Source organism: Cohnella ginsengisoli (genome assembly GCF_029525555.1).
Classification (GTDB): Bacteria; Bacillota; Bacilli; order Paenibacillales; family Paenibacillaceae; genus Cohnella; species Cohnella ginsengisoli.
Window position 1 is genome coordinate 475,194 of sequence record NZ_JAPDHZ010000003.1, and the last position, 13,217, is coordinate 488,410.

Here is a 13,217-nt window from a genome sequence, read left to right on the forward strand (position 1 = left end):
TAGTTGAGTGCTTGGCTGCAGCAGGCTTACCGTCTTAGAGGCCCCCGCAAGCGGATGCGAACGCCCGGGACGTCCTCCCGATTTTCGATCTCGTACGCGAAGTTGTCCTTGAACATGAACTTCAGCCGGCCCATCGAATTGGCGACGCCCATGCCGCCTTGGGACATCCCTTCGCCTTCCGCGCTGGAGAGCATTTGCTTGAGATAGTCTTCGACCTTCGCGATGACTTGGGCCAGTCGCTGCTCCGCGATGCCGACGCCGTTGTCCTCGATCCGGATGATCCAATGCGCGGACTCGATATAAGCGCTGACGACGACTTCCAAGCTATTCGTGGATTCGTTGAAGCCGTGTTGAATGCTGTTCTCGACGAGCGGCTGCAGGATCAGCTTGGGCACGACGAGATTGGCGAGCATCGGGTCCGCCTCGATCCGGTACCGGAGTTTATCCACGAAGCGGATTTTCATCAGCTCCAGATATTGAATCGTAAACGCGAGCTCCTTCTCCAGCGTGATGATCGGGGATTGCGTGGAGATCGAGTACCGGAAAAAGCCGAGCAGATTTTGACTGAGCGCGCTCACCTGGTTCAGATTGCGATCCTCCGCGCTGGACTGGATGAACCCGAGCATATTAAAAAGGAAGTGCGGGTTGATCTGCGCCTGCAGCATATCGAAATGCGCCTGCAGCTGCAGCGTTCGGAACCGAACGGTATCCTCCAGCGAATTTTTGAGCCGCTCGCTCATGTTGCGGAAGGAACGGTTGATCAGGTGAATCTCGTCCATCTCGTATTTATTGTCCATATTGAGTTGTTCGTCGTTCTCGTCCAGACTGATCCGGTCGATCGTTCTTTTCAGCTGTTTAAGCGGGCGGGTTAGTATTCTGGATAAAATGTAGAACAGCGCGACCGAGATCAGAATAAGAAGAAGCATGGCGGCGATCGCGACGTTGCGGAAATTGACCAAGGAAGCGAACACGACTCTTTTGGGAACGGTCAGCATGACGGAAAAATCGGATGGATCGTTCGATTTGAAAAAAACATACTGCTTATCTCCAAACGACTTCGCCATGAACGGGTATTTCCCGGCGGAGGACTGCTGCTTCAAACGGCCGTATTCCTGCTGCTGGGCCTGCGTGAGTCCCTTATGGCCGCTATCGGTCGAATAGATGATCGCGTCCCCGAAAAAAAGGTTCAACTGCGCCCCTTTGATCTGGCTCAGCGTCTCCAGGTCGACAAGTTCGTCCGCCTTGATCATGACCTCGAGCATGCCGGCTCTCGTCTCCCACGGCAGCAGCATGCGGCTGAATACGAATACAGGGTAGCCGTTCGTCGCATTCCAGGGATCGCGCGGCTCATAGCTCAAGAGCGTCTCACCGTTGGTGGCCGCGATCCGCTTCAGCTCCTCGTATTGTTCGTACGGGCCGACGGAGGTGGGATCGTCCTCGCTGTCGGATATGAGATCGCCCTCCATCGTGAATAAGCGAATATTGACGGCGTCCGGATACACGGTCGACAGCATCGTGACGAAGCTTTTGAGCGCGCCTCGCAGCTGGTACCGTTCGTAGAAATCCTGGGAGCTCGCCAGCCCGTTCAAGTAGTTGACCGCCGGACTATCGTTCGAGATCGACGACCAATAAAGCAGCTGGCTGAGGACATCGAACTGGTTGACGCGCTCGTCCAGCCGATCCTTGATTTTCGAGACCGTCTCGTCGAATCTGGAGATCGTGTTCTTCTCGATATTGTTTTTCAAGTAGACGTACATCGGCATGCAGACCAATAGAATGATCGCGACCGCAATGAGCGAATACGTCAGGAAAAACTTCGTGTGCAGACTGTTCCACAACCGCATGTCGCCGCATCTCCTCCCAAGCTCGCTTCACCGGGCGGTTCGTATGAATTGCGCCCATTCTATCACGTCGGAGCCGGGTTGCGCATCTGCGGCGATCGGAGGGTTCAGGGCTTCAAAAAAGATTTTGGAAAATCGGCTAATGCCTTCCGCCAGCTCGCGAAAAGCAGCGGGACCTTCATCCAACGAACGCGTCTCCGTCCACCCTTCGATGGCGATGTCGCCCCGCGTCAAAAGCGCGACGGCTTGCCGAAAATCCTCGTGGGAATACGTATAGGATCCGATCAGCGAGATCTCTTGCCTCACCAGATGATTCATGGGCAGCTCCGAATTGCCTTGGCCCAACCCCACCATAATGACCGCGCCGCCGGGATCCACCAGGTTCATCGCTTGTTCTCTCGTCGCCTGCACGCCGACGCAATCGATCGCGACCGGGATCCCTTGCGGGAAGAGCGCTTCGCGCCGATCCTCGATCTCCCGCGGAGATAGACCGATCGCGCCAAACCTTTCAGCGTGCGCCAGCCTGGCCGGCTGAAGGTCGAGTACGACGATATTGCCCGCACCCATCTGCCGGGCGGCCGCCACGCATAGCAGCCCGATGGGTCCGGCGCCGTAAATGAGCAAATCGTCCAGCGGCTTAAAACCCAGCTTGATCGCATGGATGGCTACGGCTAACGGTTCGGCCAGCGAAGCCAGGGAAGCATCCATGTCCTGCGGCACCCGAATCACGTTCTCGAAAGGTACCGCGACGTACGCCGCAAAAGCGCCGGGCCGATGGATACCGACAATTTTGCGGTTGCGGCAGATGTTGTACGCGCCCCGCCGGCAGTTCGCGCACGTACCGCAGGCCATGAGCGGATTGACGACGACTTTGTCCTCCGGCGTTAGCCCGCGGACCTGATCGCCCAGGGCGGCGATTCGTCCGCAAAACTCGTGCCCCATGACCAGCGGCGGCACGCGAACGCTGCTGTGTCCCAGATAGCCCTCCAATTCGCTGCCGCAGATGCCGACGCTTTCTACCCTGACGAGCGCTTCATTCGGCCGGATGCTTGGCACGTCGACTTCTTCAAACGTCAGCTTTTCCGGCCCTTGATAGATTAATGCCTGCATCCTTCACTTCTCCCGTCCGTCATGGCTACTTGGCCAGATACCCGCCGTCGACCATCAGGTCTTCGCCGGTAATAAAGGAAGCGTCGTCCGACGCGACAAAGGCTACGACGCCGGACACCTCTTCCGCCGTTCCTTGCCGGCCCAGAATATGAAGCTGCGAGATGCGCGCATTTTCCTCTTCCGGATCGATTCCGAGCTGGATGCAGCTGTTTTCGAACGCCTCGGTTCGGATGTAGCCCGGACAGACGCTGTTGACGCGAATACGGAAAGGGCTCAGATCGATCGCCCAGCACTTCGTTAAGCCGCGAATCGCGAATTTGGTCGCGTTGTACGTCGCGAAGCTGCTCTGCCCGACAAAGCCGCTGACGGAAGATAAATTAACGATGGCGCCCGCGCCCGTCTTCTTCATGAGCGACAAGCAATACTGCGTAACGAGCGAGGTCCCGATGACGTTAACGTCCAAAATGGCTCTCCATTCCTGCGACGTCGCATCGATGCCCTTCAATATGAAGCGGGCCGCATTGTTGACCAGAATGTCGACGCTGTCCGACACTTCGGCCACGCGGCGGAAGGCGGCCTCGATCTGCCGCTCGACCGCGATATCCGCCTGGACAAAGTAGACGGGGTTTCCCGTCGCTTGCCGGATGCTTGTTGCCGTTTCTTCGCCGTCCGGCTTCAGATCGAAGATCCATACTTTACAGCCTTCCTCGCTTAAGCGCTGGACGATCGCTTTTCCCAATCCCTGCGCGCCGCCGGTCACGACGGCCGTCTTCCCCCTTAGACCTCGCACGGTGCTTCCCCCTTCCCAAGGTTGGTTACTCCGGCGTTACGATTTGCAGCGTCGCTTTCCCGGAAAGGCCGGCAGGCAGCGGCGATTGAACCTGCTGTCTTTCTTTATGGCCGTACAGGCGTCTGTCGCGGATTTGCTTGATCTTTTCGGTAAAATAAGGCCAGTTTTCCGACAGCGGACTGCTTGGCTTCGGCTCCTGCAGCGCCGAATCGAGCATATGGTTGATCCATACGTTCGTCACTTTGATGCTCAGCGCATTCTCGCCTTCCGCTAACCAATCGGTCAAATCCAGCCGTCTCGGCGCTTTCCAGAGCACGCCGGCGCTGCGGCCGTTCACGAACACCTCCGCCACCTCGCGGACGTCCTCCAGCTGCAGCCATACGCGCTGATTCGGACGGATCGCCGGGATCGTCGCCTTTCTCTCATAAAAAAGCGCTGCCGCAGTAATATCGTACGTCAGCGAACCGCTCCCACGTCTGCAGCTGCTCAAGCGCCTGCTCGAAGCCGGCTTCGGGAATGCGCAGCGTCCAGCGATCCGAGATGTCCATCGACTGGGTGTGCTGCCGCGCTTCCGGCAGTTCCCCGTTATCTGCGGCGCCGGTCGCATCCGCGAGCGCTTCGCCGAACACGATCAGCAAAGACTGGAAGGGTTCGAACGCGAGCGCAAGGCTCGCTGTCTCGCTCTCCGGCGGAAGCTGGATGCGTCGCAGCGCCCGGCGCGTCATCGGATCGAGCACGGTCGCGGATCGGCCCCCCGTATTTGAAACGAACGTATGCCTGCTGCTCCTCGCCGCTCACGTTCGCCACAAAGTACACATGGCCGTCCTGATGAATCCGGTGCACGTAACCGATCGTCTGCGCAGCCAGGTTCGTGCCGCTCGCATCCCCTAACGATTCGATCTCGACGTCGGGGGTCTCGGCTTCCCGAAGCCGCGTCACCAATTCGTCCTCGTGCTCGACGACGATCGTTTTCCCCTCTCCCACCGTCTTCCAGACGCCGTCTTCCTGATGGAACAGATCACCCAGCACCTGGCCGAGACGCCGATTGTTCGCCTCTCTGTCCATATAGCCCGGCGCCGTGCGGGGGCGCTCCGCGACGGCGATCAACGTGCCGCCTTCGGATACGTACGTCAGGAGCTTGTCGGCCGTATCGAGCGGCAGGCGGGTGACGAAGGGCAGGATCATTACTTTGTAACGGTTTGCGCCGAGCGCCAGTCCCGAGGCAGTCATGCGAGACAGCTGCGTAATGGCTTCGTCGTTGAGAAAATCAAAATAGTAGCCCGATTTTTGCACGCGATTGACCAAGCTTTTACCGATATGCGCCTCCAGCTTCATCGCCATATGCAGCTCGGCCAGCGGCATGGCGGACCAGATGTCGGCCTGCGGCAAATAGATCCCGACCTCCGCGTAGCTCTCCCCGGCTTGCAGGAACGCAGACACCGAATGGATGTACGAGGACAGCATCGGGTAGTATTCCCACCACGTATTGTTATGCGAAATAAAGGAGGAAGCATAAAAGGCCCAGCCCGGCTTCCCTGCCGATTCCGGCGAGTAGGAATACCCGTGATTGACGATTTGATTGATGCCGTCGAGAAATACCGCGTCGACCGCCGCTTTCATCATCTCCAGCGTCTCCATGAAACGCGGCGAACGGAGCCACGTGAACGTTTCATTCGTAATCACGGACCGACCGTACACATGACCGGCGGACGATGCCAGCCTGCGATGCACCGTGTTCACCTCGTACTTGTCGTTCGCGCCGAAGGTTTCGCCCTCCGGATAATCGGCAGCCGCGTAGGCCTGGAGAATATCGCCCCAAGTGCCGTGCGCCTGGATTCTGGTTTTGACGCCTCTGGCGTGGCTCCATTCGGTGAAGTTGCGGAAGAAGTTGTCGATCGTCAATTCCGAAAACGTCTTGTAATAGTCGTAGCGAATATCCGCCGTGATCTCGCCGATGTTCCCCCATAAGGCCGGCATAAACGGCGTCAGCTCATATCCTCTTCGTATCGCGAATTCCTCGGGCAGTATCGCCGTCCAGTTGTTGCCGCCGAGCTCGATCGAATCGCAGAAGAAGGCCCGAATGCGTCCTTTCCCCAGCCGTTCCAATAAGGGGTCGCCCAGTTGCGCGAAGTAGAAGTCGGATACGTCCTTGCGGCAGTGATCGATCGCGTACCCTTCCATTCCAGGCGCCGGTATGCCCACCTGCTGTTTGTACATATTCGTTATAAAGACGTAGATCTTCCAATGCCCTTCCGGGATGTTCACCTTGTTCATGCAGTGACCCCACTGCCAGCCGTGCAGCCAGGTCGTGCCCAGATGCGCCGTAATATCCTGGAGCGTATCCGGGAGCAGCGCGCCGTTCCCGAACTTGCCCATGACGGCCTTAATCGGCTCGCCGGGCAAGATCGTCGTGAAGTCCTGCTCGTATTCGGAAGGTCCGATGACGTCGATTTGATAAGGAATCAGGATCTCCGGCGCCATGTCGTACGGGACGAACGGGCCGCCGAACGGCCAGCCGGAGCAGAGCGTGATATCGACGAATAGCCCCAATTCCGCTGCGGTCGCTAGCGTATAATCAAGAATGTCCATAAATTCGGGCGAGTAATAAGCGCGATTTTTAATGCCCTGCGCTTCGGAATCCTCCTGAAGGGGATACGTGATCTGGATCTCGACCCCGCCCAGCCCCGCCTCTTGCATGAAAGCAAGCTCTCGGCGGATCTCTTCCTTCGTTACGGCCGCGCCGTACCACCACCAACGCGTGAAGCCCTTCGCTTCAGCCGGCGGATTATGCAGCATTTCGAGGCAATCGTCCATGTGTGCGATGATAGGCCACCTGCCAGTCGTTTAGTGATAAGTCCATTCGGTTATTGGAACAGCTTTTCGTCCAACCGGTCCAAATCCGCTCGAAGAATCTCGAAGTGCTTGCGCATGAAGCGCTTGGCGGATTTGACGTCGCCGTTCTTCATCGCCTCGAGAATTTGCCGATGAAGCGGCTCCGTCTCTCTGCCGAAGATCGGCGCGTCGACGGCGTCGATGACTTGCGCGGACCACAGATTTTCCAGATCCTCGATCGATTGGAACAGCTTCAGCAGAAGCCGGTTGTTAGCGCCTTCATATAAGGTTTTATGGAACAGATAGTCCTCTTGCCGGGGAATTTCTCCCTGCTCCCGCTTCCGGTCGTACTCCGCGATAATGGCTTCCAGTTGTTCCAGGCAAGCGCCCTGACCTTGGCTCACGATCTGTTCGATGGCGTACTGCTCCATCATTTCCCGCAGATCCAATATTTCCAGCAGCGACCTTTTCTCGTTCGAGACGCGCAGCTTTAGATCCGCGATTTCCCCCAGAATCGTTTTCTCGGCTCGAAGATACATGCCGCTGCCCGGTTTGATCTCGATCATGCCGTAGCCCTCGAGCTTCTTCATGGCCTCCCGAAACGAAGCCCTGCTGATTTGAAGCTGCTCGCAAAAGAACCGCTCGGGCGGCAGGCGATCCCCTTGACTTAGGCCGTGGTCCGCGATGTACTTCAGGACTTCCTCCGAAATCGACTCGTGCAGCTTTTGCCGCTTTAATGGTTTAAGCAAGAAACCGTATCTCCTATCTGATTAAATTAGTAAGTTGTCTGACCAATTTATTGATAACATATTTGATTTTTAAGGAAGTGTCAATTGTTTTCTGCGTTTCGCTCGCGTTTGGCCAGCGCATTAAAAAACACCGCCCTTGCGGGCGGTGTTACACGGTCATTTGCGGTTAACGAAACGGCGCCGAAACGGTTTGTCCGATATCGCGCAGCAGCGTTGCTACATCTTCGGAAAAGTTGCGAACCGGATGCCCGTCCAACGGCTTCATTTGCGAATTCAGGGATTGAATACGCGCATGATATTGCTTGTCGGATGTCACGTGAACGGCATAGCCCGGTTCCGAGCGCTCCACCGCTTGGCGCACTTGGTTTTCGACGGTTTTCGCGTTCTCTCCGTGCTTGACGTCGATGCCGACGATCGCATCCCGGTTGTGTACGAGGACGGTCGCTTTGCTGACGCCCTTGACCGCGTACACGTGTTTGGCGATTTTGTCCGAAGCCGCCTTATTCGAAGAAGTGCCCGCGCCTTCCTTCAAGACGTTATGATCGGTCGATCCGACATTATGCTCGTAAGGCTTGACCGACTTCGTTTTCATTTGCCCGCAGCCCGTCATCGACAAGACCAGCATCGCCGACATGAACGCCATTCCCAATGGTTTTAACAAGCTGTCTCACCTCCTGGCCTTTAATATGCGTCGTGCGTTCGCCATTCATGCGGCAGAGGTGGAATCATTTCTCGCTTATCTAATCCGATGCGCTTGGACATTTTAATATCGGGGCGGATATCCCCATCAAACCTCGGGAGGTTCGACATGAAAAAAACAGTTGCAGCGGTCTTAACGGCATGTATGGTACTAACTGCAGGTTCGGCTGCGTACGCCGCAGCGCCCGTTGCAGAGAAGAAGCATGAACAAAAAATGCATGCGAAGTCGCTCCACGAAAAAAAGCTGCACCACAAAAAAATGCAAGAGCACAAGCTCAAGGCCAAGTCCCAAAAAGGTAAAATCATTAAGCCAAAAGCGACAGATAAAGGCAAAAGTCTTCATTCTAAAAGCTTGCGGGCCAAGGATGTTACGAAGCTGCCAAAAACCGGTTTCGGCGGCGCTAGCGAGCAAACGGAATAGAAATAAGGAGGGGTATGCGGTGCCCCTCCTTTATCATTTATGAAAATCATCCTAAAGCTTGCGGTCGCTATCGTGATCGTTCTCGTCATGGCCAGCTGTTCAGCCCCCGAAGAAGGAGAAAGCCAAGAAAGCCAATCTATACATCGTCGTGATAATCAATTGCTGGAAATGAAGAACAGACTTTCAGAGGCAACCGATTCAGCCGATACCGATATTATTCATAAACCGTTGGCGCTTCAAAAACCGAAGAAATCCATCGATACAAAAGGAATCGTTCCGGCGAGAATTTATATCCCAGCTATCGATCTGCATGCAGAAGTCGCACCCGTGAACGTCAAGGATAACGGGCAGATGGACGTACCCAAAGACGATAAAACCGTTGGATATCTATTAAATGGCGTTTACCCCGGTGCGATCGGAAACGCAGTGATGGATGGACATTATGATAATTATAAAGGCGCCGCCGTATTCTTTCATTTAAAGCAGCTTCACCAGGGCGATGTGGTTGTCGTTAAAAACAAAGACGGCGGGACGATTGAGTTCGCGGTTGAATCCGTACAATCGTTTAAAACCACGGAAGCGCCGCTTTCCCGAATCTTCGGAAAAACGGACGAGGCTCGGTTGAACCTGATCACCTGCTCCGGAAAATACAGCCGCTCCAAGAAAGAGCATCAAGAGCGATTGGTTGTTTTTACGAGAAGGATCGCGTAGTTAGAAATACAAAAAACGTAGAAGCAAAGCCCCGGCGATTGTTCGCCGGGGCTTGCTCCGGTGGGCAAAAATTTATATCTTGTCCGCCTGACGAGGCCCCTGAATAAGAGGCCGGAACCTGGCGACTGATAGGAGCGATGGGCGCGGGTATCCGTAAACAAAAAAAAAGCCCGAGAGCCTATGCCCCCGGGCGGAGTAAGAGATTTATTTATAGCGTCAACTCAACCTCGCAAAGGGCTTCCGCCAACTTCACTCCGATTTGATTGCAGTTGCTGAATGCTTGGGTTACTTGGACATCAAGCTCGTTTGCCTCCAATATTGCATTGGAAGCTTTTTCCGCGCTATCAGCAGCTTGCTTGATCGCTTCACGGCTGGCTTGCGTCAAGCTCTTGTTCATCATTAAATCAGAGGAGGACATAAGCATTTCCACAGCCAACGCAGCCATTTCTGCTGCACTATTTGCGGTATATTGCAGTCGAATCGCATGCTGTCTGAGCTGAATCGCTCGTTCATTAATATCTTCCGAACTCTTTCGGGCCTCGTTCAACGCATGCGTTAAGTGACCGACGAGTTTATATGACGTATAATTGTCCTCCGATTTGTTTGCTTCTAAACTTTATTGTACTATACAAATAGGATAATAGCTACATAATCAGGATGTTGCTTTCTTGGAAGAGCCGAAGCACCCGGGCAAATTGTGGGTATCTAGAATGAGCATAGCCATTTTTTCTTTGAGGGAGAGAACTTCTTGTATCTAGACGATGGCGCGATGCTCCAACAATTACAAGCTCATGCTGAAGATTTACGTAAATGGATTTCATTTTATCAAAAAACTCGTGAAGATTATAGGTTAAAGCAATACGAAAAATATCTAGCCAATACGCTTGTAGCGATCGATAAATTAATGCATCCGTAAATCAAGCGGATGAACCGTTTAGAGTACGCATTTCCTTCCACGAGCCAATATGAAAACGAAAGTTCCCCTACAATCGAATCCTCACCGCTCCGGTAAAAATAAAAAAAATCCCTTATGCATCAAGGGATTTTGTCATTTAAGTTATGGTGCGGTCGAGAGGACTCGAACCTCCACGGTATTGCTACCGCCAGCCCCTCAAGCTGGTGCGTCTGCCATTCCGCCACGACCGCATAATAAAATTGTTGCTGTTCTCCAAGCGGCAGTGCCGGGGAACTTCTTCGAGCATCTTTCTTACTGTCATCCGATCCTGCTGACCGAAGGTGGTGAGCCATGAAGGACTCGAACCTTCGACACCCTGATTAAAAGTCAGGTGCTCTACCAACTGAGCTAATGGCTCGTACTGAAGTTGGTGACCCGTGGGGGGAATCGAACCCCCGTTACCTCCGTGAAAGGGAGGTGTCTTAACCGCTTGACCAACGGGCCGCATTAGCACCGAATCGCTTGTTCATCGCGATCTCTTTCAGACGACAAAAATGATTATATAACACGAATCCGGGATTCGCAAGTACCTTCGCGCAATTTTTTAAAAGTTTTTTTTGTAGTGTATGCTAAGACCAAGAAAGGGGCGCCATTCATGACTCAAATGCTTCTATATAATGAATCGACGCAGCGCGTCGAAGAGACCGAGGTCCGGGTGCCGAATGAAGGCGAAGTCGCCTGGGTGCCGCTGATCGCCGCCTCGCAGGAGGAGATCGAGCGCGTGCTGCGGGACGTGTTCTGCTGTCACCCGCTCATCGTCGAGGACTGCGTCAAGTTGAACCAGCGCCCCAAGCTCGACCGTTACGACAAGCATCTGCTCCTCACGTTCTTCGAGGTCGGGCAGGATTTGACGACGATCGAAATGGAGCATGTCATCGGCCCCAACTACGTCATCACGGTCGCGCCGCGGTCCGCGAGCTCGGTCGACGCGGCCGAGCGAGACTTCCGCGCCGCGCCGGAGCGGTTCATGAGCTTTTCGGGCGTCCTCCTCTACCGCCTCCTCGACCGCTGCGTCGACGACTACGCGGACCTGACGGACAAGGTGGAGAACGTGCTGGACAAACATGAGCGGGCGGTCTTCCGCAATCCGCACGTCAAGATCGCCGGCGACGTCTTCCGCCTCAAGCGGAAGCTGCATACGGTCAGGCGCATCATGGCCGACGAAAAAGCGGCGCTCGCGCAGCTGACGCATCATCAATTCCCTTACACCAGAGCCGAAGCGGACGTTTACTTCATCGACATCTACGATCACGTCTCGCGCGTGCTCGATTCGATCGACGGCTTCCGCGAGTCGCTGTCCGGCCTCCTCGAGCTTCAGTTGGGCATGAAGTCGGATCGGATGAACGAGATCATGAAGACGCTCACGATCGTCAGCTCCATTTTCCTCCCCCCTGACCTTCGTCGTCGGCTTGTACGGTATGAACTTCCAAGATATGCCTGAGCTGCATTGGAAATACGGCTATCCCGCCGTGCTTCTGATCATGGTTACGATCGCAGGGTCGCTCTGGTGGTTCTACAAGCGAAAAAAATGGCTGTAACGCCCGCGTCCCCCCCCTCGTTTCAACGATCGTCGTATCCGGTTAAGCATGAAGTAATATACGGATTCGACAAAGGGGCTATTCGCCATGAACGAACATAAGCTGCACGACGGTACCTTATACTGGCCGAAAACGATGTCCTTCTTCCCGACCTATCCTTCCCTTCGGGAACGCGCGATGACGCAGGTCGCCATCATTGGCGGCGGGATGACCGGTGCGATCTGCGCGGCAACGCTCGCCGAAGCCGGCATTCCCGCCGTGCTGGTCGAGGAAAAGCGCGTAGCCTCCGCCAGTACGGCGGCCAACACGGGCCTTATTCAATTTTCCAGCGACATCATGGTGAGCGAGCTGGCCGACCGGATCGGCGAAATGGACGCTGTCGCATTCTACGCGCACTGCAGCAAGGCCGTGAACGATCTCGGCCTGCTGGCGGCCGCCATCCCCCAGGACGGCGGCTACCGCTCGCGCAGCAGTCTCTACTGCGCCGCTTCCGACGCAGACGCTTCCAAGCTGCGCCGGGAGTACCAGATGCTCCGCCGGCACGGCTTGGACGCGGATTGGGGCTTCCCGGCGGGAGTCGGCCCCGCCTTTAAAGCGCGTTATCCCGCCGCTCTCGTGACGCACGGCGACGCCGAGATCAATCCCGTAAGGCTTGCCAACGGCTTAATCGCGCAGGCAGCGCGCTGCGGCGTCCGCGTGTACGAGCATACGGGCGTAGCGAACGTACGCAAGAGAGGCGACTGGTTCGTCCTCGCTTGCGATGGCGGCGAGATCCTCGCACGTACGGTCGTGCGCGCGACAGGCTACCTCCCCGGCATCGAGGGGGCCGCCGAGAGCGAACCGAACCTTCGCCGGACGTTCGCGCTGGCGACGCCGCCGAATTCTGTTCCCGACGAATGGAACCGGGACCTGATGATGTGGGAAACGGCGCGTCCCTACTTTTACTTCCGCACGACACCGGACGGCCGGATTGTCGCCGGCGGACTGGATGAGGATATGCCGGATCCCTCTACTGGCGAGCGGGCGCTGCGGGAGCGCACCGACAAGCTGCTCGCCGAGCTTGGGGCGCTGTTCCCGGGCAGCCGCTTCGAGGCCGAGTACGCCTGGTGCGGCGCGTTCGGCGAATCGCCGGACGACCTTCCCTTCATCGGCGAGCATCCGGAGATGCCAGGACTTTTCCATGCGCTCGGCTATGGCGGCAACGGCACCGTGTACGGCATGCTCGCCGCGAGCATGCTCGTAGCGCACCTGCGGGGGGAGACGCACCCGCTCGCCGGGTTGCTGCGGCCGACGCAGGTTAGACGGACCGCTAGTGGAGAGCCTGCTGTCAAAAAAGCGTTTGGGGTTTAATGCCCGCCACTGCCGACAGGACTTCATTTTATCCGATTTGCTTCTAATCGAGGTCAGCGAGCGCTTCGCACCGTGCGTTGCGAGGCGTTTGTTGCTAAATGAGACTTGTTCGTCGTTTTGGCGTTTCGCGTGGGGAATTTAGTTCTGGTCGAGACTTGATCGAAGTTTTGGCGACCCGAGTGAGGAATTCGTTTCCGACCGGACCGACCAGTGCAATCGAG

General features: G+C 56.0%; 13 protein-coding genes, 3 tRNA genes and 1 pseudogene. 5 read left to right on the forward strand and 12 right to left on the reverse strand.

The window, feature by feature from the left end:
• Nucleotides 1-26: 26 nt before the first annotated feature.
• From OMP38_RS13265 to OMP38_RS13300, 8 genes are all read right to left on the reverse strand, one after another.
• On the reverse strand, nt 27-1,844 hold the full coding sequence (locus tag OMP38_RS13265) for a sensor histidine kinase (RefSeq protein ID WP_277565587.1): 1,818 nt from the start codon (nt 1,842-1,844) through the stop codon (nt 27-29).
• Between the two features lie 27 nt (nt 1,845-1,871).
• Nucleotides 1,872-2,951 carry a zinc-dependent alcohol dehydrogenase gene (locus OMP38_RS13270; RefSeq protein ID WP_277565588.1) on the reverse strand — a complete coding sequence of 360 codons (1,080 nt, stop codon included), beginning with the start codon at nt 2,949-2,951 and terminating at the stop codon, nt 1,872-1,874.
• 25 nt (nt 2,952-2,976) lie between these two features.
• Nucleotides 2,977-3,741 (reverse strand): SDR family NAD(P)-dependent oxidoreductase, encoded by a 765-nt coding sequence (locus tag OMP38_RS13275; protein WP_277565589.1) that lies wholly within the window; start codon nt 3,739-3,741, stop codon nt 2,977-2,979.
• Nucleotides 3,742-3,766: 25 nt separating this feature from the next.
• Entirely contained in the window at nt 3,767-4,231 is a 465-nt protein-coding gene (locus tag OMP38_RS13280) for a glycosylhydrolase-like jelly roll fold domain-containing protein (protein ID WP_277565590.1), read from the reverse strand.
• On the reverse strand, nt 4,164-4,379 hold the full coding sequence (locus tag OMP38_RS13285) for a hypothetical protein (protein WP_277565591.1): 216 nt from the start codon (nt 4,377-4,379) through the stop codon (nt 4,164-4,166). The genes OMP38_RS13280 and OMP38_RS13285 overlap by 68 nt, the downstream gene beginning before the upstream one ends.
• Nucleotides 4,327-6,537 (reverse strand): glycosyl hydrolase, encoded by a 2,211-nt coding sequence (locus tag OMP38_RS13290; RefSeq protein ID WP_277565592.1) that lies wholly within the window; start codon nt 6,535-6,537, stop codon nt 4,327-4,329. The genes OMP38_RS13285 and OMP38_RS13290 overlap by 53 nt, the downstream gene beginning before the upstream one ends.
• Nucleotides 6,538-6,605: 68 nt before the next feature.
• Nucleotides 6,606-7,322, reverse strand: a complete 717-nt coding sequence (locus OMP38_RS13295; protein ID WP_277565593.1) for a FadR/GntR family transcriptional regulator — start codon at nt 7,320-7,322, stop codon at nt 6,606-6,608.
• A 166-nt stretch (nt 7,323-7,488) separates the two neighbouring features.
• The gene (locus OMP38_RS13300; protein ID WP_277565594.1) at nt 7,489-7,983 is read right to left on the reverse strand and encodes a YhcN/YlaJ family sporulation lipoprotein; all 495 of its coding nucleotides are present in this window, start codon (nt 7,981-7,983) and stop codon (nt 7,489-7,491) included.
• A gap of 147 nt (nt 7,984-8,130) precedes the next feature.
• Between OMP38_RS13300 and OMP38_RS13305 the strand changes: the two genes are divergently transcribed.
• Both OMP38_RS13305 and OMP38_RS13310 read left to right on the forward strand, forming a co-directional pair.
• Nucleotides 8,131-8,442 carry a hypothetical protein gene (locus OMP38_RS13305; RefSeq protein ID WP_277565595.1) on the forward strand — a complete coding sequence of 104 codons (312 nt, stop codon included), beginning with the start codon at nt 8,131-8,133 and terminating at the stop codon, nt 8,440-8,442.
• A 72-nt stretch (nt 8,443-8,514) separates the two neighbouring features.
• Nucleotides 8,515-9,153, forward strand: a complete 639-nt coding sequence (locus tag OMP38_RS13310) for a class F sortase (RefSeq protein ID WP_277565596.1) — start codon at nt 8,515-8,517, stop codon at nt 9,151-9,153.
• 208 nt (nt 9,154-9,361) lie between these two features.
• On the opposite strand, the gene OMP38_RS13315 is transcribed toward OMP38_RS13310, so the two are convergent.
• Complete coding sequence (locus OMP38_RS13315) at nt 9,362-9,700, reverse strand: hypothetical protein (protein WP_277565597.1); 339 nt, start codon at nt 9,698-9,700, stop codon at nt 9,362-9,364.
• A gap of 201 nt (nt 9,701-9,901) precedes the next feature.
• Here OMP38_RS13315 and OMP38_RS13320 point away from each other — a divergent pair, with 201 nt between their 5' ends.
• Nucleotides 9,902-10,069, forward strand: a complete 168-nt coding sequence (locus tag OMP38_RS13320; RefSeq protein WP_277565598.1) for a hypothetical protein — start codon at nt 9,902-9,904, stop codon at nt 10,067-10,069.
• Between the two features lie 144 nt (nt 10,070-10,213).
• Here the strand turns inward: OMP38_RS13320 and OMP38_RS13325 are convergent.
• The 3 genes from OMP38_RS13325 to OMP38_RS13335 form a co-directional block, all read right to left on the reverse strand.
• A tRNA-Leu gene (locus tag OMP38_RS13325) sits at nt 10,214-10,299 on the reverse strand.
• A 91-nt stretch (nt 10,300-10,390) separates the two neighbouring features.
• Nucleotides 10,391-10,466, reverse strand: a tRNA-Lys gene (locus OMP38_RS13330).
• Between the two features lie 10 nt (nt 10,467-10,476).
• Nucleotides 10,477-10,552 (reverse strand) — tRNA-Glu (locus OMP38_RS13335).
• A 160-nt stretch (nt 10,553-10,712) separates the two neighbouring features.
• On the opposite strand from OMP38_RS13335, the pseudogene corA reads away from it, so the two are divergent.
• Nucleotides 10,713-11,646 (forward strand): annotated as a pseudogene (gene corA / locus OMP38_RS13340) (magnesium/cobalt transporter CorA).
• 87 nt (nt 11,647-11,733) lie between these two features.
• Complete coding sequence (locus OMP38_RS13345) at nt 11,734-12,996, forward strand: NAD(P)/FAD-dependent oxidoreductase (protein WP_277565599.1); 1,263 nt, start codon at nt 11,734-11,736, stop codon at nt 12,994-12,996.
• The last annotated feature ends 221 nt before the right edge of the window (nt 12,997-13,217 follow it).

Excerpts from the sequence above, each read along its gene's own strand:
- OMP38_RS13265 (WP_277565587.1), bottom strand. The coding sequence starts at position 1,844 with ATGCGGTTGTGGAACAGTCTGCACACGAAGTTTTTCCTGACGTATTCG.
- OMP38_RS13270 (WP_277565588.1), bottom strand. The coding sequence starts at position 2,951 with ATGCAGGCATTAATCTATCAAGGGCCGGAAAAGCTGACGTTTGAAGAA.
- OMP38_RS13290 (WP_277565592.1), bottom strand. The coding sequence starts at position 6,537 with ATGCTGCATAATCCGCCGGCTGAAGCGAAGGGCTTCACGCGTTGGTGG.
- OMP38_RS13305 (WP_277565595.1), top strand. The coding sequence starts at position 8,131 with ATGAAAAAAACAGTTGCAGCGGTCTTAACGGCATGTATGGTACTAACT.
- OMP38_RS13345 (WP_277565599.1), top strand. The coding sequence starts at position 11,734 with ATGAACGAACATAAGCTGCACGACGGTACCTTATACTGGCCGAAAACG.